The sequence below is a fragment of the Flavobacterium sp. TAB 87 genome, assembly GCF_001529295.1.
Classification (GTDB): domain Bacteria; phylum Bacteroidota; class Bacteroidia; order Flavobacteriales; family Flavobacteriaceae; genus Flavobacterium.
This window is the reverse complement of record NZ_LLWK01000038.1, coordinates 940300-964854: the sequence shown is the minus strand read 5'-3', so window position 1 is coordinate 964854 and position 24555 is coordinate 940300. Positions and strand designations below refer to the sequence as shown.

28 protein-coding genes are annotated in these 24555 nt (G+C 34.9%); 1 reads left to right on the top strand and 27 read right to left on the bottom strand.

Annotated features, from left to right (window positions below; all coding sequences use genetic code 11):
• Positions 1-22: 22 nt before the first annotated feature.
• The 11 genes from rfbB to AP058_RS16255 all read right to left on the bottom strand — a co-directional run bounded on the left by rfbB (position 23) and on the right by AP058_RS16255 (position 11643).
• Complete coding sequence (rfbB, locus tag AP058_RS16305; protein ID WP_066313313.1) at positions 23-1072, bottom strand: dTDP-glucose 4,6-dehydratase; 1050 nt, start codon at positions 1070-1072, stop codon at positions 23-25.
• Positions 1073-2074 carry a mannose-1-phosphate guanylyltransferase gene (locus AP058_RS16300; RefSeq protein ID WP_066313306.1) on the bottom strand — a complete coding sequence of 334 codons (1002 nt, stop codon included), beginning with the start codon at positions 2072-2074 and terminating at the stop codon, positions 1073-1075.
• Positions 2075-2500: an adenylyltransferase/cytidyltransferase family protein gene (locus AP058_RS16295; RefSeq protein ID WP_066313304.1), complete on the bottom strand. Its 426-nt coding sequence runs from the start codon at positions 2498-2500 to the stop codon at positions 2075-2077.
• Between the two features lie 11 nt (positions 2501-2511).
• The gene (locus tag AP058_RS16290) at positions 2512-3795 is read right to left on the bottom strand and encodes a nucleotide sugar dehydrogenase (RefSeq protein WP_066313302.1); all 1284 of its coding nucleotides are present in this window, start codon (positions 3793-3795) and stop codon (positions 2512-2514) included.
• A gap of 272 nt (positions 3796-4067) precedes the next feature.
• Positions 4068-4532 carry a UpxY family transcription antiterminator gene (locus AP058_RS16285; protein ID WP_066313300.1) on the bottom strand — a complete coding sequence of 155 codons (465 nt, stop codon included), beginning with the start codon at positions 4530-4532 and terminating at the stop codon, positions 4068-4070.
• 184 nt (positions 4533-4716) lie between these two features.
• Positions 4717-6111 carry a UDP-glucose 6-dehydrogenase gene (locus AP058_RS16280; RefSeq protein ID WP_066313297.1) on the bottom strand — a complete coding sequence of 465 codons (1395 nt, stop codon included), beginning with the start codon at positions 6109-6111 and terminating at the stop codon, positions 4717-4719.
• A gap of 48 nt (positions 6112-6159) precedes the next feature.
• Complete coding sequence (locus tag AP058_RS16275) at positions 6160-7143, bottom strand: SDR family oxidoreductase (protein ID WP_066313295.1); 984 nt, start codon at positions 7141-7143, stop codon at positions 6160-6162.
• A 4-nt stretch (positions 7144-7147) separates the two neighbouring features.
• A complete protein-coding gene (locus AP058_RS16270; protein WP_066313292.1) occupies positions 7148-9601 on the bottom strand; it encodes a tyrosine-protein kinase in 2454 nt (817 codons plus the stop codon).
• A gap of 10 nt (positions 9602-9611) precedes the next feature.
• On the bottom strand, positions 9612-10409 hold the full coding sequence (locus tag AP058_RS16265) for a polysaccharide biosynthesis/export family protein (RefSeq protein WP_066313290.1): 798 nt from the start codon (positions 10407-10409) through the stop codon (positions 9612-9614).
• A 72-nt stretch (positions 10410-10481) separates the two neighbouring features.
• Complete coding sequence (gene recR, locus AP058_RS16260) at positions 10482-11102, bottom strand: recombination mediator RecR (RefSeq protein ID WP_066313287.1); 621 nt, start codon at positions 11100-11102, stop codon at positions 10482-10484.
• A 175-nt stretch (positions 11103-11277) separates the two neighbouring features.
• The gene (locus tag AP058_RS16255) at positions 11278-11643 is read right to left on the bottom strand and encodes a CoA-binding protein (protein ID WP_066313572.1); all 366 of its coding nucleotides are present in this window, start codon (positions 11641-11643) and stop codon (positions 11278-11280) included.
• A gap of 154 nt (positions 11644-11797) precedes the next feature.
• On the opposite strand from AP058_RS16255, the gene AP058_RS16250 reads away from it, so the two are divergent.
• Positions 11798-12427 (top strand): MarC family NAAT transporter, encoded by a 630-nt coding sequence (locus AP058_RS16250; RefSeq protein WP_066313286.1) that lies wholly within the window; start codon positions 11798-11800, stop codon positions 12425-12427.
• 59 nt (positions 12428-12486) lie between these two features.
• Here AP058_RS16250 and ctlX read toward each other — a convergent pair whose 3' ends face one another.
• From ctlX to rpsE, 16 genes are all read right to left on the bottom strand, one after another.
• Entirely contained in the window at positions 12487-13422 is a 936-nt protein-coding gene (gene ctlX / locus AP058_RS16245; protein WP_066313283.1) for a citrulline utilization hydrolase CtlX, read from the bottom strand.
• Between the two features lie 12 nt (positions 13423-13434).
• Positions 13435-14349, bottom strand: a complete 915-nt coding sequence (locus AP058_RS16240) for a dimethylarginine dimethylaminohydrolase family protein (RefSeq protein WP_066313277.1) — start codon at positions 14347-14349, stop codon at positions 13435-13437.
• 70 nt (positions 14350-14419) lie between these two features.
• Positions 14420-15697 carry a citrate synthase gene (locus AP058_RS16235; RefSeq protein ID WP_066313269.1) on the bottom strand — a complete coding sequence of 426 codons (1278 nt, stop codon included), beginning with the start codon at positions 15695-15697 and terminating at the stop codon, positions 14420-14422.
• A 157-nt stretch (positions 15698-15854) separates the two neighbouring features.
• The gene (gene eno / locus AP058_RS16230) at positions 15855-17147 is read right to left on the bottom strand and encodes a phosphopyruvate hydratase (RefSeq protein ID WP_066313266.1); all 1293 of its coding nucleotides are present in this window, start codon (positions 17145-17147) and stop codon (positions 15855-15857) included.
• A gap of 116 nt (positions 17148-17263) precedes the next feature.
• The gene (gene carA, locus AP058_RS16225; protein WP_066313263.1) at positions 17264-18367 is read right to left on the bottom strand and encodes a glutamine-hydrolyzing carbamoyl-phosphate synthase small subunit; all 1104 of its coding nucleotides are present in this window, start codon (positions 18365-18367) and stop codon (positions 17264-17266) included.
• A gap of 254 nt (positions 18368-18621) precedes the next feature.
• The gene (gene rplQ / locus AP058_RS16220; protein WP_066313261.1) at positions 18622-19116 is read right to left on the bottom strand and encodes a 50S ribosomal protein L17; all 495 of its coding nucleotides are present in this window, start codon (positions 19114-19116) and stop codon (positions 18622-18624) included.
• 63 nt (positions 19117-19179) lie between these two features.
• The gene (locus AP058_RS16215; RefSeq protein WP_026706997.1) at positions 19180-20172 is read right to left on the bottom strand and encodes a DNA-directed RNA polymerase subunit alpha; all 993 of its coding nucleotides are present in this window, start codon (positions 20170-20172) and stop codon (positions 19180-19182) included.
• A 21-nt stretch (positions 20173-20193) separates the two neighbouring features.
• Complete coding sequence (gene rpsD, locus AP058_RS16210) at positions 20194-20799, bottom strand: 30S ribosomal protein S4 (protein ID WP_066313259.1); 606 nt, start codon at positions 20797-20799, stop codon at positions 20194-20196.
• 91 nt (positions 20800-20890) lie between these two features.
• Entirely contained in the window at positions 20891-21274 is a 384-nt protein-coding gene (gene rpsK / locus AP058_RS16205; protein WP_024981527.1) for a 30S ribosomal protein S11, read from the bottom strand.
• Between the two features lie 8 nt (positions 21275-21282).
• Positions 21283-21657 (bottom strand): 30S ribosomal protein S13, encoded by a 375-nt coding sequence (rpsM, locus tag AP058_RS16200; RefSeq protein ID WP_066313256.1) that lies wholly within the window; start codon positions 21655-21657, stop codon positions 21283-21285.
• A 2-nt stretch (positions 21658-21659) separates the two neighbouring features.
• The gene (gene rpmJ, locus AP058_RS16735; RefSeq protein WP_082706679.1) at positions 21660-21776 is read right to left on the bottom strand and encodes a 50S ribosomal protein L36; all 117 of its coding nucleotides are present in this window, start codon (positions 21774-21776) and stop codon (positions 21660-21662) included.
• A 12-nt stretch (positions 21777-21788) separates the two neighbouring features.
• Positions 21789-22004: a translation initiation factor IF-1 gene (gene infA, locus AP058_RS16195; RefSeq protein ID WP_007136545.1), complete on the bottom strand. Its 216-nt coding sequence runs from the start codon at positions 22002-22004 to the stop codon at positions 21789-21791.
• Between the two features lie 4 nt (positions 22005-22008).
• Positions 22009-23355, bottom strand: coding sequence for a preprotein translocase subunit SecY (secY, locus tag AP058_RS16190; RefSeq protein WP_066313254.1), 1347 nt, complete (start codon positions 23353-23355; stop codon positions 22009-22011).
• Between the two features lie 13 nt (positions 23356-23368).
• Positions 23369-23821, bottom strand: coding sequence for a 50S ribosomal protein L15 (rplO, locus tag AP058_RS16185; RefSeq protein ID WP_066313251.1), 453 nt, complete (start codon positions 23819-23821; stop codon positions 23369-23371).
• Positions 23822-23832: 11 nt separating this feature from the next.
• Positions 23833-24015 (bottom strand): 50S ribosomal protein L30, encoded by a 183-nt coding sequence (gene rpmD / locus AP058_RS16180; RefSeq protein WP_026707002.1) that lies wholly within the window; start codon positions 24013-24015, stop codon positions 23833-23835.
• A 12-nt stretch (positions 24016-24027) separates the two neighbouring features.
• Positions 24028-24552, bottom strand: coding sequence for a 30S ribosomal protein S5 (rpsE, locus tag AP058_RS16175; RefSeq protein WP_157492750.1), 525 nt, complete (start codon positions 24550-24552; stop codon positions 24028-24030).
• Positions 24553-24555 lie beyond the last annotated feature (3 nt).

The following is a 24555-nucleotide window of genomic DNA, read 5'->3' as shown; positions in this document are numbered from 1 at the left end:
TTTACCAACAGTAACTGTAGTATTAAACGGAATATTGATCTCTATAATACGACTGATAAGCGCCAGAGGTAATATTATCCAACCATTCGGGATTATCTAAATACCAACTAATGGTAAGCTCCAATCCTTCTTCAAATGTCACAGACGGCTTCCAACCCAATTCTGTATTAATTTTAGAAGCATCGATTGCATAGCGCAAATCATGCCCCGGACGGTCTTTTACATACGTAATCAATTTTGCAGAGGTCCCTTCCGTTCTCCCTAACTTCTGATCCATAAGCTGACACAGCAACTTTACTAAGTCGATGTTCTTCCATTCGTTGAAACCACCAATATTATAGGTTTCGTGATTCTTACCTTCGTGAAAAACCAAATCAATAGCCACAGCATGATCTTCAACAAAAAGCCAATCACGGGTATAATTTCCATCGCCATATACTGGAAGCGGTTGGTTATGAATAATATTATTAATAAAAAGCGGAATTAATTTCTCTGGAAAATGGTACGATCCATAATTATTAGAGCAATTTGTAAGTACATAAGGCAAGCCATAGGTTTCACCGTAGGCACGAACAAAATGGTCAGAACTCGCCTTGGAAGCCGAGTAAGGAGAATTTGGATCGTAAGCCGTTGTTTCTGTAAACAAACCTTCTGCTCCTAAGGAGCCATAAACCTCATCCGTACTAATATGATAAAATCGCTTATCCGTAAAATCATTTTTCCATTGATTCTTAGCCGCATTAAGTAAATTCATGGTACCAATAACATTAGTACGTACAAATGCTAGTGGATCAGTAATCGAACGATCGACATGAGATTCAGCAGCCAAATGTAAAACTCCATCAAAATTATGAGTAGCAAATAGAGAATTGATAAAATCGGCATCGACAATATCTCCTTTTATAAAAGTATAATTAGGGGCAGCTTCAATATCCTTTATATTTTCTAAATTACCTGCGTACGTTAACGCATCTAAATTATAAATTTGATAGTCAGGATATTTAGTAACAAATCGTCTCACCACATGAGACCCAATAAAACCCGCTCCACCAGTAATTAATATCTTTTTCATTTAGTCTAATAATTTTGATTCCTCTTTTTCCAATTGATTGTAAATATCTTTAACATCCTGAGAATGCTCTTTTTGTAGTATTAAATTAGCTGTCGGAGTGTGCACAAAGATAACATTTTTGAGTCCTAAAAAATGAGTGGGCAGTCCGCAGCCAATAGTCATATTGCCATTAGCATCAACGATCTCTCCGGTGCTTAACAAGTAATCATAAACTGACTCAAACGAACCCAAATCCGACCATTCAAAAGCAGCCGGAACTACCTTGATTTTTTTACTACGCTCCATAACCGCATAATCTACACTAATGGAAGGAATATTAAGAGACAAATCTAAATCTAAATTGCCCTCTTTATTATTATCCCAAACTAATTTTGCTTTTTCATATACATCAGGCTGGTATTTTTGTAGTTCTTCTAAAAAAACACCCGCTTTAAAACAAAACATTCCACTGTTCCATAAAAAATTACCTGTAGCAATAAACTGCTTAGCAGTAACTGCATTCGGCTTTTCACGAAAAGAAAGTACCGTGTCATTTTTAAATTCGATGTAGCCATAGCCAGTCTCCGGCTTGGTCGGCTGCACACCGAAAGTAACGATGTAGCCTTGTTCTGCTTTATCAATTGCTTCTTTCAATGCGACTTCGTACGCTTCTTCATTTTCGATAATATGATCAGAAGGTGTTACTAATAACACATCTTCTGAATCGACTGCAAAGGCGGCAAAAGCGATTGCTGCTGCTGTATTTCTAGGAGTCGATTCGACAATATTAACGTAAGCTATATTTTTATTTTCTAGTATATTTTTACTCAAATGACAATTATCGACATTGCCAACCACCAACAAACGGTCTGCAAAATTTCGATTGCGAATAATTGTTTTCTCGAATAAGGATTCGCCATTAAACAATTCTAAATATTGTTTCGGTTGACTTTTTCGAGACAAGGGCCACAAGCGACTACCGATCCCGCCCGTTAATAAAACATGTACAATTGAACTTTTCATCTAAACTCTTTTTTTCAGTTGCTTATCCGCAACTTCTTTTCGCAAACTACTACTTGAAAAACGATGATCTCTAACATTAAAAAACAATTCGATCCCTTTTTCCTCACAATAAGAACGTCCCGTAAAATTCTGATCCTGATATTCAACACCTATAATTCGAACATCTATCTTAAAGGAACGTAAAATATCTTCCAAATCTTGTTCGGTAGCATAAGGTACAATTTCATCAACAAATTTACAGCCTTTCAATTGAATATAACGCTCCACAACAGTTTGAGATGGCGCATTCTTCTCAGGACGATCTAAAGTTGGATCGGTCTGCAAGCCTACAATAAGATGATCACACTGCCTTCTGGCTTCTTCCAACATTTTTATATGACCTGCATGCAACAAATCGAAAGCACTAAAAGTTATACCAATCTTCATAATACTATTAATTATAATCTACCATCCACATCAGCAACTAAAACCCCTTTCACATCGTATAAAATGCTTTTTGAGCTGCGGAATAAATTTAAATCCATCTGCAAGAATTCGTTATGAGCTACTCCTAAAACAATAGCTTCAAATTTTGAAGAAGGTTTTTCAGTACAAATTGAAATTCCGTATTCTTTTTCAACTTGAGCAGGATTTGCAAGAGGATCAAAAACGGTTACTGCGATACCATATTCTTCGAAAGCGCGAACAACATCTACAATTTTAGTGTTGCGAACATCAGGACAATTTTCCTTAAATGTTATTCCCATTAGCAACAACTTAGAATGAGTAACATTAATGCCTTTTTTAATCATCAATTTCACTACACTAGAAGCCACATACTGTCCCATGCTATCGTTTAAACGTCTCCCTGCCAATATTATTTCAGGATGGTACCCAAATTCTTGTGCGCGTTGCGCAAGATAATAAGGATCAACACCAATACAATGACCACCAACTAAACCGGGCTTAAAAGGTAAAAAGTTCCATTTTGTACCAGCTGCTTCCAATACAGCTTGCGTATCAATATCCATTAAATTGAATATTTTTGCTAACTCATTTACAAAAGCAATATTGATGTCACGTTGTGAGTTTTCTATAACTTTGGCAGCCTCAGCTACTTTAATCGTTGGAGCCAAATGGGTCCCCGCTGTAATTACAGAACGATACAAGGCATCCACTTCTTCCCCTATTTCAGGTGTCGAACCCGATGTTACTTTTAATATCTTATCAACAGTATGCTCTTTGTCTCCCGGATTGATACGTTCAGGTGAATAACCCGCAAAAAAATCAACGTTAAATTGGAGTGTAGAAACCCGCTCCAAAACCGGAACACATTCGTCTTCAGTAACGCCAGGATATACGGTCGATTCATAAACGACTATATCTCCTTTTTTCAAAACAGCCCCAACAGTTTCGCTGGCTTTATACAGCGGAGTTAGATCGGGTCTGTTGTTTTTATCTACAGGAGTTGGAACAGTAACAATGTAAACTGAACAATCTTTAATTTCATTGACATCTGAACTACAAAACAAGCCATTCACTAATGAATTCTCAATTTTTAAAACCGATTGTAATGCACTATTTTCCACTTCCAAAGTAGCATCAAAACCGGATTCCAATTCTTTAATTCGTTCTTGATTGATATCAAAACCAACAACAGCGTATTGAGTAGCAAATAGACGAGCCAGAGGCAAACCTACATAACCTAAACCAATTACAGCTATTTTCTTTTTTTTAAGCATTTTAGTATAAAATCAAATGATTTTTTGCACAGCTTCGCTACCCTCAGTCACATAAATAACGAGAGTTCCGAAAACTAAATTTCCGCAAATATAACATATTAAGTCCGTAAATTCAACAGGAAAACGAACAGGAATGACCCGTTACTTATAAATAAATGTACTTAAATTCTCAACTTTCTAACGATCAGCGATCAGAACAACACCACTATACTAAAATATCACTAGATTTAGTGAGTAAAATTCAACTAAAATTTGAGCGATAGTATAAGATATTACTTGTATTTAATGCGCAACACACAACCTAATGATTCCAAAATCAAAACACACTCCGTATTCGAAACTTCTTGCACAACGCCAACTTGATTTTTAAAAACGCCTGCTTCAACTGTTATTCGATCTCCTTTTTTATAAGATTCTACCAGTATTTCCGAAATAACAGTCGATTCCAAACTTTTTTTAATAATAGCTATTTCTTCATCTTTAACAATAGCGGGCTTGCCCAACCAAAATAAATAGCGCACAACACCCGAAGCTCCAAAAACAGCATTCCTTTGCGCTTCTTCCAGTTGCACAAAGACATACGAATTAAACAACGGAACAACAACTTTTTTCTTTCTGTCAGCCCATTGCCTGACTTGTGTAAGTAACGGACAATAGCAGGTTACACCTAATTGATTGAGTTGTTCTGCCACCTTCTTTTCCCACTTCGGCTTTGTATAGACTACATACCAATTCATTTACTATATATTTTTAAGGCATTTACTTAATTCTAGAAAGGCCTCGACTGCGCTCGACCAGACAAACCAAACTATCACATTGAAAGCAATCGAGGCACACCACATATACCAAAGTGTCACATCGAGCGCAGTCGAGATGCACCATAAACGACAGTGTCACAGAGAAAACAGTCGAGAGGTTGCATTACAATACTCCAATTCCACAGTATACAAAACCAATTTTTTCTAGACTTTGTTTATCTAAAATATTACGACCATCGAAAATAAAAGCTGGTTTTTGCATACTCTCATATATTTTTGTCCAATCATATTCTTTAAACTCGTCCCATTCTGTCAGTACAGCAACAGCATGCGCATTTTTACATGCACTGTAAGCTGAATCTAAAGAACTAATCGCATCCTTATTTTCATCTGAACTGCGTGATTGTAAGTAATTCAAATCACTTAGCACTTTACTTTCAGAGACTTTCGGATCAAAAACCGCAATTTTTGCCTGCTCATTGATTAGAGCATCGGCTACGTAAATTGCCGCCGATTCTCTCGTATCATTCGTATCTTTCTTAAATGCCCACCCTAAAAAAGCAATTTTTTTATCAGCAACCGTGTTATACAGTGTTTGAACAATTTTATTTGAAAAGCGTCTTTTTTGATGATCATTCATAATGATAACCTGCTCCCAATAATCAGCTACTTCATGCAAGCCATAGGATTTGGCTATATACACTAAATTTAAAATGTCTTTCTGAAAGCAGGAACCTCCAAAGCCAACAGAAGCTTTCAAAAACTTGTTTCCAATTCGACTATCCATTCCAATCGCTCTCGCAACTTCATTGACATCCGCACCTGTTTTTTCACACAGTTCTGACATAGCATTTATAGATGAAATGCGTTGCGCTAAAAAAGCATTAGCGGTTAGCTTTGACAATTCCGAAGACCATACATTCGTAGTTAAAATCTTGTCACGATCTACCCAATTCGCATAAACAGCCACCAAAGCCGCAATGGCCTCTTGACCTTCTGGCGTTGTATCGCCACCAATTAAAATACGATCTGGATGCAGCAAATCTTCCACTGCAGTTCCTTCCGCTAAAAATTCTGGATTGGACAAGATTTGAAATTGTACGCCATTTCCAGTATGATCTAAAATACTTTTTATAGCTTCTGCAGTTCGCACAGGCAAAGTAGATTTTTCTACAACAATTTTATCACTTTTAGCTACCTTAGCAATCTGTCGGGCACACAATTCAATGTATTTTAAATCAGCTGCCATATTTTTTCCTTTTCCGTACGTTTTTGTAGGCGTATTTACCGAAATAAAAATAATATCTGCTTCATCAATTGCCTTCTCAACATCAGTAGAAAAGAATAAGTTGCGCCCTCTAGCTTCTGCTACAATCGAAGACAATCCCGGTTCGTAAATTGGAATATTTTCCACATTTTCATCATTCCATGCTAAAATACGCTCCGCATTCAAATCAACAACAGTAACTTCAATGTGCGGGCATTTTTGAGCAATGACTGTCATGGTTGGCCCTCCTACGTAACCTGCTCCAATACAGCATATTTTTTTAATATTCATCTATATCAATTTAAATGCAATTCTTTTCTACTTTTATCAGTAGGATCGTTATTTTAAATTTTCCCAGTACCACTGAATGGCTTCTTGCAAGCCTTGTTCTAATGAAAATTTTGGATCATATCCTAAATTATTTTTCGCTTTGTCGATGCTTGCTAAGCTGTGAGGTATATCTCCTGCTCGGTTCGACTGATACAAAATTTCAACAGCAGCAATTTTCGAATCGTATGCTGATAAAATTTGTTTTAAGGTGCGAACCAAATCATTAAGCGTATTGCGTTCTCCGTAAGCCGTATTGTAAACAGTATTTATAACTTCTGAATCAGTCGCCTTAATTGCCAACGCATTCATCTGAATCACATTGTCAATGTAAGTAAAATCACGAGAGTAATTTCCATCACCATTAATTAAAGGACTTTCCAAATTCATTAATTGTTTGACAAATTTAGGAATAACTGCGGCATAAGCACCCTCAGGATCTTGTCTTCTACCAAATACATTAAAATAACGCAATCCAATGGTTTCCAATCCGTAAGTTTTACTGAAGATATCAGCGTATAATTCATTCACGTACTTTGTAATTGCATACGGAGAAAGTGGCTTTCCTATCACGTCTTCTACTTTAGGTAATTCTTTTGAATCTCCATAAGTCGAAGAACTCGCAGCGTATATAAATCGCTTGACTTTCGCATCTCTTGATGCAACTAGCATATTCAAAAAACCGGAAACATTAACATCATTAGTTGTAATTGGATCATTAATCGAGCGCGGAACTGAACCCAACGCAGCTTCATGCAAAACATAATCGACTCCCTTTACTGCTGTATTACAGTCTTCAAGATTTCGAATATCACCTTCAATTAATGCAAAATTTTTATTGTCTAAAAAAGGAAGGATATTGTGTCGATGGCCCGTAGAAAAATTATCGAGACAAACTACTTTGTTACCCAAATTTAAAAAATATTCACATAGATTAGAACCTATAAATCCGGCACCACCAGTTATTAATACGGTAAAACTTGTTTGATCTTGCATTTCTCTACTTTTTAAATATTTTTTTTAAACGGTCGGCAATGGTGCTTTTGACTTCTTGATTATCGTTATATGAATAACCATAAGTACCGTAACCGTATCCATATGCCGAACCATATGCTGAACCATATTTTGCTTTGTTCTCAAACCCATTTAGTAGTATACTAACATTTTCAAGTTCACCGCGTCGTATTCTAGTATTTAATAACATAATCATATCCTTTTTAGTATAATTCTGTCTCACCACATAAATAGTTGTATCTGCAAATTGCACTAATTCTAAAGAATCTGAAACTAAACCAACAGGTGGCGTATCTAAAATAATATAATCGTACTTTTTTTTCAACTCTTCCATTAACTCATTCATTCCTTCACTAATAATGAGTTCTGAAGGATTTGGCGGAACAGGGCCAGATAAGATAACATCTAAATGCGGAATAACGGTTTTGTTAGTTATTTCTTGAAGTGACTTTTGCTTAATTAAATAATTAACAATACCATCTTTATTTTCTATTCCAAACTCTTCCGCAAGTCTTGGTTTTCTTAAGTCTAAACCTAAAATAACCGTTTTCTTTTCGCTCAAGGCGAAAACAGTTGCTATATTAATAGAACAAAATGTTTTACCTTCTCCACTCACAGACGACGTTATCATTAATGTCTTAGCACCATCCAACTGCTTCTTTTTATATAAAAATTGCAGCGACGAACGTATCGCACGAAATGATTCAGACATCGCCGATTTCGGCTTTTCAAAAACAGCTAATGTTGTTTTTTCTTCATTTAATCCAATGACCCCAATTAATGGGATTTGAGTTAATTTATTTATGTCTTCGGTGTTCTGAATCGAATTATTAATAAAAAATATAATAAACACAAAAAGTAAAGGAATCAAAATTCCTAAGAAAATAGCCAACACATAATTTACAGATGTTTTTGGACCAATCAGACCTCCGCCAATATCTTTTGCAGGATCTATAAAGTGAATATCGGAAAGATTCGCCGCTTTAACGATATCAGCCTCACTCCTTTTTTGCAAAAAAGTATTATAGATATTATCGCTTAAATCGTATTTCCTTTTAATTTTTAGAAGTTCTTGTTGTTCATCTGGCAGTCTTTTTATAGTACTCTCCGCTTGACCAATTTTACCATTGATTAACGCCAAGTCATATTGTAACGAGGATTTTGCAGAATTAATATTTTCTAAAAGTACATTTTTAACCGCCGCCATTTGATTGTCAAAATCTTTAAATATCTTGTCACTCTTTACTGCGTAAGCCATTTCTGAACGCTGTGTTGAAAGCGCAATTAATTTAGAAACATTGGCAGCAATATTAGGGTCTTCAATTCCAGCCACTGACGGAGCCGGTAACTTAGAATAATCAACACTGTTTTTTAAATACGATTTAAGGGAGTTGTAATAGGCAACCTTTCGCGTAATCTGATCTCGTTCTACATCAAAATCCAACATCTTATCAGAGAATTTAGCGCCTCCTTCTTCGATGTCGAAAATATTTTTATCCTTTCGGAATGTTTTTAATTCGTTGCCTGTAGTTTTTAGCTGCTTTTCCATAGCCACTAAGGTGCTATCAATAAAGCTAATCGTATTGGTTGCGAATTGGTTTTTAGAATCCAACTGATTTTTAATCAACATTTTTACAGTGGCATTCAAATATTCCACCATTCGCGCTTTATTCGTTCCCTGAAGGCTCAATGTCAAAATAGAACCAGCCTTTGCATCAACATTTACATTAATGTTTCGATAACGAGAAACCGTGCCGTCAAAATCATTTAAACGCACATAATATTCATTGCCTGTATAAAAACCAGGCTTATCATTGATTTGTAATTTCCAATCTAAAAATGGCAGGGAAACGCGGTCACCGACTTTGTATCTCTTAACAAAATCACCGACTGCAACTGCGGTATTACTATACGAATTATCAGTATAATTAACTAGCGAAACAGAATTGGCTTCAAACGGAATTCGAATTTCATATTCAGACGCATTTATAAATTTAATTCCGATCACTTGATTGACGAGTTGTCCTTTGATTTTATCTATCGAAATAGAAAACGGAACTGATCCATAAGCATCAACCATCTTATATTTTCCTTGAGAAAGATAGTCAATGTAAAACTGCAATTTATCTACAACTAGCTCATTATGAGATCTCGATTGTAAAATAGTAGAAGTACTACTCACTTGATCTGAAGTTCCGCCCCAATTAAAAACTAAACTTGTATTAGAAGTAAAGAATGGATTACTTTCTTCTTTAATCGAAATCATGGTTTGCATGGCATAAATCTTCTCCTTACGAATATTGATTTGATACGCAATAATAAGTCCAAGGGCAATACAAATTACAAACCACTTCCAGTATCCTAAAATTTTAAGAAGTAGGCCTTTAAAATCAAAACTAGGCTGATTGTCAAAAATTGAAAAATCTTTTATATCTAACATTCGTTTTGAGTTATATTTTTAAGAGAACATACGTTGTCGTAGCCAGAGACAAAATAGTAATTATTGTACCTATTGACTCTATACCGGTTTTACCAGTTCCCCAAGTTTTTTGTTTTAATGGTTTAACGTAAATGTAATCGTTCGGTTGTAAATGATAATACGGCGAATGAATTACATTAATATCCGTTAAATCAATAGTATGCATTTCGATACCGGTTGGTAACTGTCTGATAATTGTTACTGCTTTTCGATTCCCTGTTATTGTAATATCTCCAGCATTAGCAATAGCTTCCAGAACATTTACATTATCCTTGTATAAAACTTTAGTTCCAGTACTACCTACTTCGCCATTAATCGTATAGCGAAATCCTGCTAATTTTACCGTAACAAATATATTCGCTTCTGCTTTAAAATAAGTATCTAAAAGGGTATTCTCAATTTTTAAGCGCACCTCCTCTAATGTAAACCCGAGAACATTTATTTCACCTAAAACTGGAATACGAATATTTCCATGATCGTCAACTGTAAATCCATCAAAATACAAAGCGGTTTCTGAACGACCTTGTGCGGATCCACTTTCACTATTTGTAGTATTAAAAATAGAAACCAGCTTTGGATCAATCGCTTTTATGTTGATACTAATAACATCATTAGTTTGCAAGCGGTACGGTTTAGATTCTACCGCGGAAACTGCTCTTTCAATTCCCTTTGTATCTTTATCTTGCAAATACACAAGATCATTTAACGGGATGCATGACGTTACAAAGACGCTCAATAAAAGCAAGAGACAAAGACTGTTTTTAGTCATTTTTTAAGTTTTGAAACGCAAATATAGGATTTCGTTTTTTATTTGAATACTATCGAATTTTAAAAGACTAAATTAATTACTTTTAAAACTTTTCTCAAAAGGCACACGATGCAAAATACTGCGACCCAAAGTAACTTCGTCTGCATACTCTAGTTCATCACCAACTGCAATACCTCTGGCAATAGTCGAAATAATAATGGAAATCTCTGCGATTTGTTTGTAGATGTAAAAATTAGTCGTATCTCCTTCCATAGTCGAACTCAAAGCAAAGATTATTTCGACCACTTTTCCTGATTTTACTTTATCAACCAAGGAACCAATGTGTAATTGACTTGGTCCAACGCCTTCAATAGGAGATATTTTACCGCCAAGCACATGATATATGCCTTTGTATTGACCAGTGTTTTCAATAGCCATAACGTCACGAATGTCTTCGACTACACAAATAGTTTGGTGATTTCGGGAAGTATTAGCACATATTTCACACAAATCGGTATCTGAAATATTATGACACGATTCACAAAAACGAATATCGTTTCGCATCGTATTTAACGCTTCGGCTAAAAATGCACTTTGTTCTTTGGGCTGTTTCAACAAATGCAAAACCAAACGCAATGCCGTACGCTTGCCAATGCCTGGCAATTGTGACATCTCATTTACGGCTTTTTCAATTAATTTTGATGAGAATTCCATACTAAAGAAATACTGTTTTTTATTAGAAAACTTGCAATTTTAAAACAAGTACGTGATTGCAATACTACACTATTTTAGCCCAGATAGCAGCGACATCCTTTTGTGTTGAGCCAATATTTTATTGGACCAACACAAAAGATATAGCGTATAGCTGGATTAGCTACAAATTAAAAACTTAATACTGATTGGTACTCAATAAAACCAACGTACAAGCAACTTCAGCTTTAATATTATTAAGCTCTAATAATTGATAAAACTCTGGATTTTCGGTACCTGGATTAAAGATTACTCGTTTGGGCTGGGCTTCTATAATATAATTGTAGTAATCACGCTGACGCATTGGATTAAGATAGAGTGTTATCGTATCGACACTTTTTACTGGAATTGCTTTGGTGTGAATTTTTATTCCTGCTACTTCACCAGCTCTTTGGCCAATTGCTAACACTGGATGTCCTTTTTCCACAAGCATCGTAATTGCTTTATAAGCGTATCTATCTGTTTTTGTGCTCGCTCCAAGCACTAAAGTTCTTTTACTTTTCATGTTTTTAATATATAACACAAAAGTAAACAAAAATAAGTTGGTCATTCGTAGGTAGAAAACTTATATTTAAACTAAAAAAATAAACACAATAGTAACATTAGGCATTCAAAAATTACATTATTAATAGTATTTTTGACCAAACAAACAAAACTTCATGGATTTATTCATTTATTTAATTGCTGCGCTGTTCTCTGTAATTAACCCAATCGGTACCGTTCCTATTTTTGTCGGACTTACCCAAGACGACTCCAAGGCAGAGCGCTCTAGAATTTCATTGTGGACAGCGATTAATGTTTTTATTATTTTGATTGTTTCCTTTTTTATCGGACAATATGTGCTCACTTTTTTTGGAATTAGTATCGATGCACTTCGTATTGCTGGTGGATTGGTGATTGCAAATTCTGGTTTTTCATTGTTATCTGGTCAAATGAATAAAAGAAGAGGCATCAATAAAAAAGTAGAAAATGATGCCCAAAAAAGAAACGATATTGCATTAACTCCTTTAGCCATACCCATGTTAGCAGGTCCAGGATCAATTTCTTTACTAATAGCATTTTACCAAGAGCACCATTCAACTTCTGATATAATTGTTGCAGTTTTAGCAATTTTAACCACTGCATTTTTAATATTTTTAATTTTAAGAAGTGCACATTACTTAGCTCGGTTTTTAGGAGCGTCTGGAATTGTAGCAATCTCGAGAATCATCGGCTTTATTGTTATCGCAATTGGAGTTCAATATATCGTAAGCTCGATTATTAATATAATCAAAGGGAATTTGATGTAAAGAGAAAGGGATGAAAACACACTACGCTTCATCCCTTTTTTTAGTGAATATTAAAAGTTTTATTTTTTAGGAAGAAAAATTTCTGCCATCATGCAACGGGCACTTCCACCTCCACAAGCTTCAATTGTATCTAAACTTGAGCTTAAAATCTCAGCATGATTCTCTAATTGACTAATTTGTTTCGGAGTCAAACTTTGATGCGCCGACGTACTCATTACTACATATTTTTTATCAGCTGCACCGCGAACTTCAAGCATGTTTCCTGCAAAACTATTCACTTGCTCCTCTGTGATTAAGATAATTTCTTTTTTATCTACTCTAAGACTATCCAACACCATTTTTCGCTCCTTTTTATCATCAATACAATCGGCGCAAATAACGGCAAAAGTTTCTCCTAAACACATCATTACGTTCGTGTGGTAAATTAACTCCCGTTGCTTACCAACTGTTTGAAAAGCTTCAAAAATGATTGGTGCTTTATCAAAATCTTCGCAAAACTCGATAAACAATTCCTCATCGGCTCTTGGCGACAATGCACAATATGCTTTGCCATTAGCCCTGTCTAAAAGGAGACTTCCTGTACCTTCTAAGAAAAATCCATCTTCTTCTGCAGAAGTGTAATCCATAATATTAGTAATCACAAAACCTTTTTCTTCTAGAATGTCTAAAATATCTTCACGACGTTCAAATCTGCGATTCTCTGCAAACATCGGGTACAAGGCAACATCTCCATTTTCGTGGAAAGAAATCCAATTGTTTGGAAAAATACTGTCTGGAGTATCTGTATCTAACGTGTCGTCAACAACCGTAACATCAACTCCAACGGCTTTTAACTTCTCAACAAAAGCATCAAATTCTTGTTGCGCTTTAGCGTTTACTGTAGTAGGTAAAAGTCCATCTAGCACTTTTTGGTAGTAATTATTTACCGCTGTTTGCTCGTTCATACGAAAAGCAACAGGACGAATCATCAAAATAGAATTAGTAGTTTGTTTCATATTTAATATAATTTAATCTCTAATTAAAGGCAAAGTAGAACAACGTAAAAGCCCTTCTTGTTTGGCAATCTCTGCGTATGGAACTTCTTCCACAATAAATCCATTATCTCGTAGCCAATTGTTTAATCTGGTAAAATTTCTTTCTGAAACGACCACATTGTCATCAATAGAAAAAACATTAGAAAACATATGATACATTTCCTCTCTTTCAATATGAAATAAATTTTCTTTTCCGAAAAGACCAACTAAAAACTCGTAATCTGCTTCTTCTCTGAAACCATTTTTATAAATTATTCCTTTATTTTTTCCGACAGGTTGAAAACAACAATCTAAATGCAAGGCATTGTCACGAGCCTCTATTTTTGACTTAACCAAGTCAAACTCCTTTACAATTTTATTAGGGAAAGTTTCTTTTAGATAAGCGACTCCTTGTAGATTGGTTCTCGCTGTAATATAATCTTTGTAGTCTCCACCTTTATAAGTACCAACAAAAATATAGTCGTTCCAAAGCATCACATCTCCACCTTCTATATGAACTTCTTCTGGCGGACGAACAACTTTTAAAGGATTCATTTCATCTAATACGTATTGAATTGCCTCCAATTCTAGTTCACGATCGGGCAAAATATTTGATTTTACAAAAGTGTCTCCAATCACAAAACCGATATCACGAGTAAAAATTTGATTGCAATTTTCAATTAAATTCGGACGATATACCTTGACATCATATTTTTGAAAAACAGCGTCAATCGCATTAATCTCTTTAAGCATGTCTTTTTCCACAGGATATGTTCCTGCTTTTATATGTTCCAGTGATTTAGGATCATAAGCTTCATCAATTGCAGGTGTCGGACCATTACTTTCGGCAGTTCCTAAAACCACAGCCCTTAATCTTGATGTTTCGTTATGTATATTAATTTGTAACATTTTTTTTGCTTTTTGTTAAGCAAAGATAAAAAAAAGCTTCACAGTTACGTGAAGCTTTTCAAATGATTTATTATTTGTTCGCTTTATATTCGCGAAGTGGGTGTCCTGTATAAATTTGTCTCGGACGACCTATTGGCTCTTTATTCTCACGCATTTCTTTCCACTGCGCAATCCAACCTGGAAGTCTACCAATAGCAAACATTACCGTAAACATATCGGTAGGAATACCTAATGCTCTGTAAATAATTCCTGAGTAAAAATCTACGTTTGGATATAAATTTCTCGATTTAAAATATTCGTCATCTAAAGCTGCAGCTTCTAATTTTTTTGCAATTTCTAAAATAGGATCATCTACTCCTAAAGTTTCTAACACTTCATCAGCAGCCTTTTTTATAATTCTAGCTCTTGGATCAAAGTTTTTATACACTCTATGTCCAAATCCCATTAAACGGAATGGATCGCTTTTGTCTTTTGCTTTTGACATAAACTTTTCTGTATCTCCGCCGTCTCTGTGTATTTCTTCAAGCATTTCTAAAACTGCTTGATTTGCTCCACCGTGCAGTGGTCCCCAAAGTGCAGATACACCCGCAGAAATAGACGCAAATAAACCAGCATGAGAAGAACCTACCATGCGTACTGTTGATGTAGAACAATTTTGCTCGTGATCTGCATGAAGAATGAATAATTTATCTAATGCACTGATCACTGTTTTGCTAGGCTGGTAAGGCTGTGTTGGCAATCTAAACATCATCTGCATAAAATTCTCTACATACCCTTGCGTGTTGTCATAGTAATTTAGTGGATAACCCATTGTTTTTCTATATGTCCACGTTGCAATAACTAAAAATTTTGCGATAGTCTTACAAACTGCTTCATACATTTCCTTTTCATTCTCAGCATTTACTGACTTAGGATTGAAAGCTGTTAAAGCACTTGTTAAAGAAGCTAAAACTCCCATAGGGTGAGCCGTTTTAGGAAAGCCATCTATGATACTTTTCATTTCTTCGTTTACCAACGAATGCTTTTTAATATCATTTTCAAATTTTTCTAATTCTGCTGTTGTCGGTAATTCACCAAATATCAAAAGAAAAGACACTTCTAAGAAATGAGCACTTTCTGCCAATTGTTCTATCGAATATCCTCTGTATCGTAAAATTCCTTCTTCACCATCTAAAAAGGTAATTTCGCTTTTACACGAACCTGAATTTTTGTACCCGGGATCAAGCGTTATTACTCCCGTTAAATCACGTAATTTGTTAATATCGATAGCAGACTCATTTTCGGTTCCAGTGACGATCGGAAGCTCAATTTTCTTACCATCTAATTCTAATGTAGCTATTTTTGACATAATATAATTTGGAAATAATTCTATAAATAATAATTTACCAAATCTAAGGAATTTAAGATTAAATAAAAAGATAATCGGTATATGAATTTATAAAAAAACCAAAAAAAAACCACTCTTTTTAATCAAAGAGTGGTCTGTAAATATATGTGTAAAAGAATTACTTTATTTTAAAGGCATTTAAACCAGGAAAATAAGCCGTAGAACCTAATTCTTCTTCAATTCTTAACAATTGATTGTATTTTGCCATACGATCAGAACGAGACGCTGATCCAGTCTTGATTTGACCACAATTCAATGCAACCGCTAAGTCAGCAATTGTATTGTCTTCGGTTTCACCAGAACGATGTGACATTACAGTAGTATAGCCTGCGTTTTTAGCCATATTAACCGCTGCAATCGTCTCAGTTAAAGTTCCGATTTGGTTTACTTTAATAAGAATAGAATTAGCAATTCCTTTTTCGATACCAGTAGACAAACGCTCTACATTAGTTACAAATAAATCATCACCAACTAATTGTACTTTATCACCAATTTTCTCAGTCAATAATTTCCAACCGTCCCAGTCATTTTCATCCATACCATCTTCAACTGAAATAATTGGGTATTTATCCACTAATTCAGCCAAATACTCTACTTGTTCCGCTGATGATCTTACTTTTCCAGTTTCACCTTCAAACTTAGAATAATCATATTTACCATTTACATAAAACTCTGCAGCTGCACAGTCTAAAGCAATCATAATCTCTTCACCAAAAGTATATCCAGCATTTTCAACCGCTAATTTAATTGTATCCAAAGCATCTTCAGTACCACCTGGCAAGTTTGGAGCAAAACCACCTTCATCACCAACAGCTGTACTTAAACCTCTGTCATGTAATACTTTTTTCAAACTATGGAAAATCTCAGTTCCCATTTGCATTGCATGCGTAAAAGAAGTTGCTTTTACAGGAAAAATCATAAATTCTTGAAAAGCGATCGGCGCATCAGAGTGCGACCCACCGTTGATGATGTTCATCATTGGAACTGGTAACGTATTAGCAGAAACTCCACCAATATAACGATACAAAGGCAATCCTAATTCGTTTGCAGCCGCTTTTGCAGCAGCCATCGAAACTCCTAAAATTGCATTAGCACCCAATTTAGATTTATTTGGAGTACCATCTAAATCAATCATCAACTGATCGATTGTATTTTGCTCGAAAACCGAAACCCCAACTAACTCTTCAGCAATAAGAGTATTAACATTTTTCACAGCGTTCAAAACTCCTTTTCCTAAGAAGGCTTTACCACCATCACGTAACTCAACAGCCTCATGTTCTCCTGTTGAAGCTCCCGAAGGAACAGCGGCTCTACCTAAAACACCATTTTCTGTAATTACATCAACTTCAATTGTAGGATTACCTCTAGAATCAAAAATTTGTCTTGCGTGAATTTTAATTATAATACTCATTATTTATTTTATTTTTATTAAATTATAAATCTTTTTCGAAATTATAAAAATATTTCATATCATTTGAACACTTACTCAATAAAAAATCTTTACTTATTAACTAAAACGATGTAGCGTTACTTTTTATTAATGTTCTCAATAAATTGATCAAACAAATAAGAAGAATCGTGTGGTCCAGGACTTGCTTCAGGATGATATTGTACAGAAAAACAATTCTTGTTTTTCATTCTCATTCCAGCAACTGTACCATCATTTAAATGCAAATGAGTGATCTCTAAGTCAGAATTTGCTTCAAGCTCTTCTTTGTTAACCGCAAAACCATGGTTCTGTGAGGTAATTTCTCCTTTTCCTGTTACTACATTTTTAACTGGGTGATTAATTCCACGGTGTCCATTAAACATTTTATAAGTTGAAACTCCATTCGCTAGAGCGATAACTTGGTGTCCTAGACAAATACCAAATAGTGGTTTATCCTCAGCTAAAATCTGTTTAGCCAATTCGATTGCGCCAAAAAGGGGATCGGGATCACCAGGACCATTGGATAAGAAAAATCCATCTGGATTAAATTCTGCTAAATCGGCATAGGTTGCATCATATGGAAATACTTTAACGTAGCAATCTCTCTTCGCAAGATTACGCAAAATATTCGTTTTAATTCCTAAATCTAAAGCAGAAATTTTATACTTAGCATTTTTATCTCCGTAAAAATATGGCTCTTTTGTAGACACTTTTGAAGCCAACTCTAAGCCTTCCATATTTGGAACATTTTGAAGTGCTATTTTCAACTCTTCAATAGATGTATCATCTGTACAAATCACAGCGTTCATGGCCCCATTATCTCTTATGTAACTCACCAGTGCGCGTGTATCTACATCCGAGATGCAAATTAAGTTTTCTTTTATGAAATAATCTTCTAAACTTCCAGAAGCATCTTCTCTAGAATAATTAAAACTAAAGTTTTTACAAATTAGACCGGAAATTTTAATAGAAGCAGATTCAACTTCTGAGTCGTTCACTCCGTAATTACCAATGTGCGCATTGGTAGCCACCATAAGCTGTCCGAAATACGAAGGATCTGTAAATATCTCTTGATAACCAGTCATCCCAGTATTAAAACAAACTTCGCCAAACGTAGTACCGCTTATCCCAATAGATTTACCATGAAAGATCGTACCATCACTTAATAAAAGGATCGCCTTATGTCTTGTTGTATATTTCATCTGTTAATTTGTGTTGTTTTTTTAGTAATTGTACTCGACAAAAATCGAATTTACTTGCCGTCTTCAACTATTTTGCAAATTTACTCGATTAATCGAGTGGTTGCAAACATTTTTCAAAAATTCAATTATAAAAATAAAACCTCTTAGCTGCAAAAAGTTATAAAAATATAAATAGAAATGAAAACATCAAAAAAAAAAAAGGATAAACTATAAATAGCTTATCCTTAATTTTTATTGAATTATTATTTTCATAATTATTCAGCAGCATCAGTTGACGTTTTGTCTGACTCAGCAACTGGAGAATCTTCAGTAGAATCATCCGCTTTTTTTGCTTTACCACCACGACGGCTTTTTGCTTTTTTAACTTCTTTTTTACCACCGTTATAAAGCTCGTTAAAATCTACCAATTCGATCATCGCCATATCAGCGTTATCTCCTAAACGATTACCAACTTTAATAATACGAGTGTATCCACCCGGACGATCTCCTACTTTAGCAGCTACATCCCTGAACAAGTCAGTTACAGCATATTTGCTACGTAAGTATGCAAAAACAATACGACGATTATGAGTCGTATCATCTTTTGATTTTGTGATTAAAGGCTCAACGAATTGTTTAAGCGCTTTCGCTTTAGCAACAGTAGTATTAATACGTTTGTGCTCAATAAGAGAACAAGCCATATTAGCTAACATAGCTTTCCTATGTCCAGTCTGTCTGCTTAAGTGGTTGAATTTTTTTCCGTGTCTCATGACGTGTTTTTTTATACTTTCATCTTGATGCTATCCATTTTGGAGATCAAAATATGAAGTAATTTATTCTTTATCTAATTTGTATTTCGCTAGATCCATTCCGAAAGTTAAATTCTTAACAGCTACTAGTTCATCTAGTTCTGTTAAAGATTTTTTACCAAAATTACGGAATTTCATTAGGTCATTTTTATTGAACGATACTAAATCACCAAGTGTATCAACTTCAGCCGCTTTCAAGCAATTTAATGCTCTAACAGATAAATCCATATCAACAAGCTTAGTTTTAAGCAATTGTCTCATATGCAATGACTCTTCATCATATGATTCTGTTTGTGCAATTTCGTCAGCCTCGAGTGTAATTCTTTCATCAGAGAATAACATGAAGTGGTGAATTAAAACTTTTGCAGCTTCAGTAAGAGCATCTTTAGGATTGATCGAGCCATCAGTTTTAATTTCAAAAACTAATTTTTCGTAATCTGTCTTTTGCTCTACACGGAAGTTTTCGATAGCATATTTTACATTTTTTACTGGCGTAAAAATTGAATCTGTAAATATAGTTCCAATTGCAGCATTCTGTTTTTTGTTTTCTTCAGCAGGAACGTATCCTCTACCTTTCTCAATTGTTAAATCGAAATTCAGTTTGATTTTACTATCTAAATTACAGATAACCAGCTCGGGATTCAAAACTTGGAAACCTGAAATAAATTTTTGAAAATCTCCTGCTGTTAGTTGATCTTTACCAGAAACAGAAATAGTAACTGCTTCGTTATCGATATCTTCAATTTGACGTTTAAAACGAACTTGTTTAAGATTAAGGATAATTTCGGTAACATCTTCAACAACACCTGAGATAGTAGAAAACTCATGATCTACACCTTCTATACGAACGGATGTAATTGCATAACCTTCTAATGCTGAAAGCAAAACTCTTCTAAGTGCATTACCAACAGTCAATCCATAACCAGGTTCTAAAGGTCTAAATTCGAATTTACCTTCAAAATCGGTTGAATCGATCATGATAACTTTATCGGGCTTTTGAAAATTAAATATTGCCATAAATTTCGACTAAGTCAATTATTATTTGTTGTACAACTCTACGATTAATTGTTCTTTAATATTTTCTGGGATCTGAAGTCTTGCAGGCACAGAAACAAAAGTTCCTTCTTTAAGATCAGAGTTCCAAGTAATCCACTCATAAACATGACTTGAATTAGATAAAGAACGCTCGATAGCATCTAAAGATTTAGATTTTTCACGAACTGCAACTTTGTCACTAGGTTTCAAGTGGTACGAAGGAATGTTCACCACTTCTCCATTTACAGTAATGTGTCTATGAGATACTAATTGTCTAGCACCTCTTCTAGAAGGAGCGATACCCATTCTAAAAACAACATTATCTAATCTTGCTTCACATAATTGTAACAAAACTTCACCAGTAACACCTTTAGTAGCTGCTGCTTTTTTAAATAAACCTCTGAATTGTTTTTCTAAAATTCCATAAGAATATTTAGCTTTTTGCTTTTCCATCAACTGGATTGCATACTCAGATTTTTTACCTCTTTTTTTAGCCATCCCGTGTTGTCCAGGTGGGTAATTTCTTCTTTCGAAAGATTTGTCATCTCCGAAGATTGCTTCGCCAAATTTACGAGCAATTCTAGTTTTAGGACCAGTATATCTTGCCATTTCAAAAATTAATTAAGGTAGAGATTATGAATTCAGGTCATATCCTTCGATAATCGTAAGTTCTACCTTGGTTATACTTAAATTATTAATATTATACTCTACGTCTTTTAGGAGGACGACATCCGTTGTGAGGCATAGGAGTAACGTCAATGATTTCTGTTACTTCAATTCCACCGTTATGTAAAGAACGAATAGCAGACTCACGTCCGTTTCCTGGTCCTTTAACATAAACCTTAACTTTTTTCAATCCTGCTTCAAGTGCTACTTTACTACAATCTTCTGCTGCCATTTGAGCCGCGTATGGAGTGTTCTTTTTAGAACCTCTAAAGCCCATTTTACCAGCTGAAGACCATGAAATAACTTCACCTTTCTTATTAGTCAAAGAAATGATAATATTGTTGAAAGTGGCAGAAATATGAGCCTCACCCGTTGATTCAACGATAACTTTACGCTTTTTTGCAGTTGCTTTAGCCATATTACTTATTATTTAGTTGCTTTTTTCTTGTTAGCAACAGTTTTTCTTTTACCTTTTCTTGTTCTAGAGTTGTTTTTAGTTCTTTGCCCTCTTAATGGAAGACCTGATCTATGACGGATACCTCTATAACAACCAATATCCATTAAACGTTTGATGTTCAAAGAAACTTCAGAACGTAATTCTCCTTCAATTTTGAAAGTTCCAACAGCTTCACGAATTGCTCCGATCTCGTCATCATTCCAATCTTGAACTTTTTTATCTTGGCTTACTTGAGCTTTTTCTAAAATCTCAATTGCTCTACTTTTTCCTAATCCAAAGATATAGGTAAGTGCAATAACACCTCTCTTGTTTTTTGGGATATCTACCCCTGCTATTCTTGCCATAATTATCCTTGTCTTTGTTTAAATCTAGGATTCTTTTTGTTTATTACGTACAATATCCCTTTTCTACGCACGATAACGCACTCGGGACTTCTCTTTTTTACTGATGCTCTAACTTTCATTGTGAATATCCTTTAATATCTATAAGTAATTCTTGCTTTTGACAGATCGTATGGACTCATTTCTAGTTTCACCTTATCACCAGGTAATAATTTGATGTAATGCATACGCATTTTACCAGAGATATGAGCAATTACAATATGTCCATTTTCTAATTCTACACGGAACATAGCATTTGATAATGCTTCAATTATTGATCCGTCTTGTTCTATTGCTGATTGTTTTGCCATAAAATTAAGCTACCGCCTTTCTGTTTTTACCAGTTTTCATTAAACCATCATAATGCTTATTCAACAAATATGAATTAACCTGTTGGATGGTATCTATTGCCACACCAACCATAATGATCAATGAAGTACCACCAAAAAACATTGCCCAAGATTGTTGTACATCCATAAAACTTACAACAATGGCTGGAAACACAGCTATTAAAGCAAGAAATAAAGATCCTGGGAAAGTTATTAAAGACATCACTTTATCTAAAAAATCAGAAGTTTCTACACCTGGACGAATCCCAGGAATAAAACCACCACTTCTCTTTAAGTCATCAGACATTTTATTGGTAGGAACGGTTATAGCAGTATAAAAGAAAGTAAATACAATAATAAGCAATGCAAAAACTAAATTATACCAAAATCCGAACATATCACTAAAAGCTCCAACAACAGATTGTGACGCATCTGATGTAGATAATCCAGCTACAGCTGCAGGAATAAACATAATTGCTTGCGCAAAAATAATAGGCATTACACCTGAAGCATTAAGCTTAAGTGGAATCCACTGTCTATTACCACCCATTGAATCTTGTTCGTAACTTCCAGATGTAGTACGACGAGCGTACTGAACTGGAATCTTACGTACTGCCATAATTAACATGACACAAGCAATGATTACCAATAACCAAATAATAATTTCTATAACTAACAACATCGGCCCTCCATTGTTATTGGTAACTCTGGTAGTAAACTCTTGTATAAAAGCCTGCGGAAAGCGAGCTAAAATACCTACCATAATCAACAATGAAATACCATTACCAATACCTTTGTCTGTAATTTTTTCTCCTAACCACATAGCAAATATTGTGCCAGTAACTAAGATCACTACAGCAGAGAACAAAAATTCGAAAGAATTAAAACCTAGTAGAAAAGCACTACTAGGCAATGTTCTGTATAAGTTATAGATGTAAGTTGGTCCTTGAACCAATGTAATACCTATTGTTAACCAACGAGTAATTTGGTTGATTTTTTTTCTACCACTTTCTCCATCACTTTGAAGTTTTTGCAAATATGGAATCGCAATCCCCATTAACTGAACTACAATAGACGCAGAAATATAAGGCATAATTCCTAAAGCAAAAACAGATGCTTTAGAGAATGCTCCTCCGGTAAACATGTCTAGGATAGACCCTAAACCATTTTTTGTTTGTCCCGCTAAACCGGTCAATTGCGTTGCATCAATTCCAGGAAGCGTAACGTGTGCACCAAAACGATATACTAAAAGCAACCCTAAAGTAATTAGGATTCTATTCCTTAGTTCTTCGATTTTCCAAACATTACTTATCGATTCAATAAATTTCTTCATCCTAATAGAAAAATTATATTGTTACAGCTTCTCCACCAGCAGCTTCAATAGCAGCTTTTGCAGTAGCAGTAAATTTGTGAGCAGTTACTTTTAATTTTGCTTTCAACTCTCCTCTACCTAAAATCTTAACGATCTCATTTTTGGTAGCTAGACGATTTGATACATAATCTGTCATGTTGACAGCATCTGTAATCACACCATTGTCTACTAATAATTGAAGCGTGTCCAAATTGACACCCTCGTATTCTTTACGATTGATGTTTGTGAAACCAAACTTAGGCACACGTCTTTGAAGTGGCATTTGCCCTCCTTCAAATCCAATCTTTTTAGAATAACCAGAACGAGATTTTGCTCCTTTGTGTCCTCTTGCAGAAGTACCACCTTTTCCAGAACCTTCTCCTCTACCTAACCTCTTATTTTGATTGTGTGTAGATCCTTCAGCTGGTTGTAAGTTACTTAAATTCATACCAGTATTTGTTATTTAGCTTCTTCTACAGAAACTAAGTGTTTAACTTTGTTTATCATCCCAAGGATTGCAGGGTTTGAATCATGTTCTACAACCTGACCCATTTTGCGTAGACCTAAAGCTTCTAATCCTCTTTTTTGATCAAGTGGACAGTTGATTTTACTTCTAACTTGTTTTACTAATAATTTAGCCATAATTTCCTTGAATTAACCTTTAAAAACTTTTTCTAAAGAAACGCCTCTTTGTTTTGCAACAGTGTAAGCACTTCTCATTTGTAACAAAGCATCAAAAGTTGCTTTTACTACGTTATGAGGATTTGATGATCCTTGAGATTTAGACAATACGTCGTGTATCCCTACTGATTCAAGAACTGCACGAACAGATCCACCAGCAATAACTCCTGTACCGTGAGACGCAGGAATTAAAAATACACGCGCTCCACTAAATTTACCTTTTTGTTCGTGAGGAACTGAATGTCCATTCAAAGGAATTCTAACTAAATTTTTCTTAGCATCTTCTACTGCTTTCGCAATTGCTTCAGAAACATCTTTAGATTTTCCTAATCCATGTCCAACAACACCGTTTTCATCACCTACAACTACAATAGCAGAAAAACCGAAAGCTCTACCCCCTTTTGTAACTTTAGTAACACGATTCACACTTACCAGACGATCTTTAAGTTCAAGACCGCTAGGTTTTACCAATTCTACATTTTTGTATTTAGACATAATATA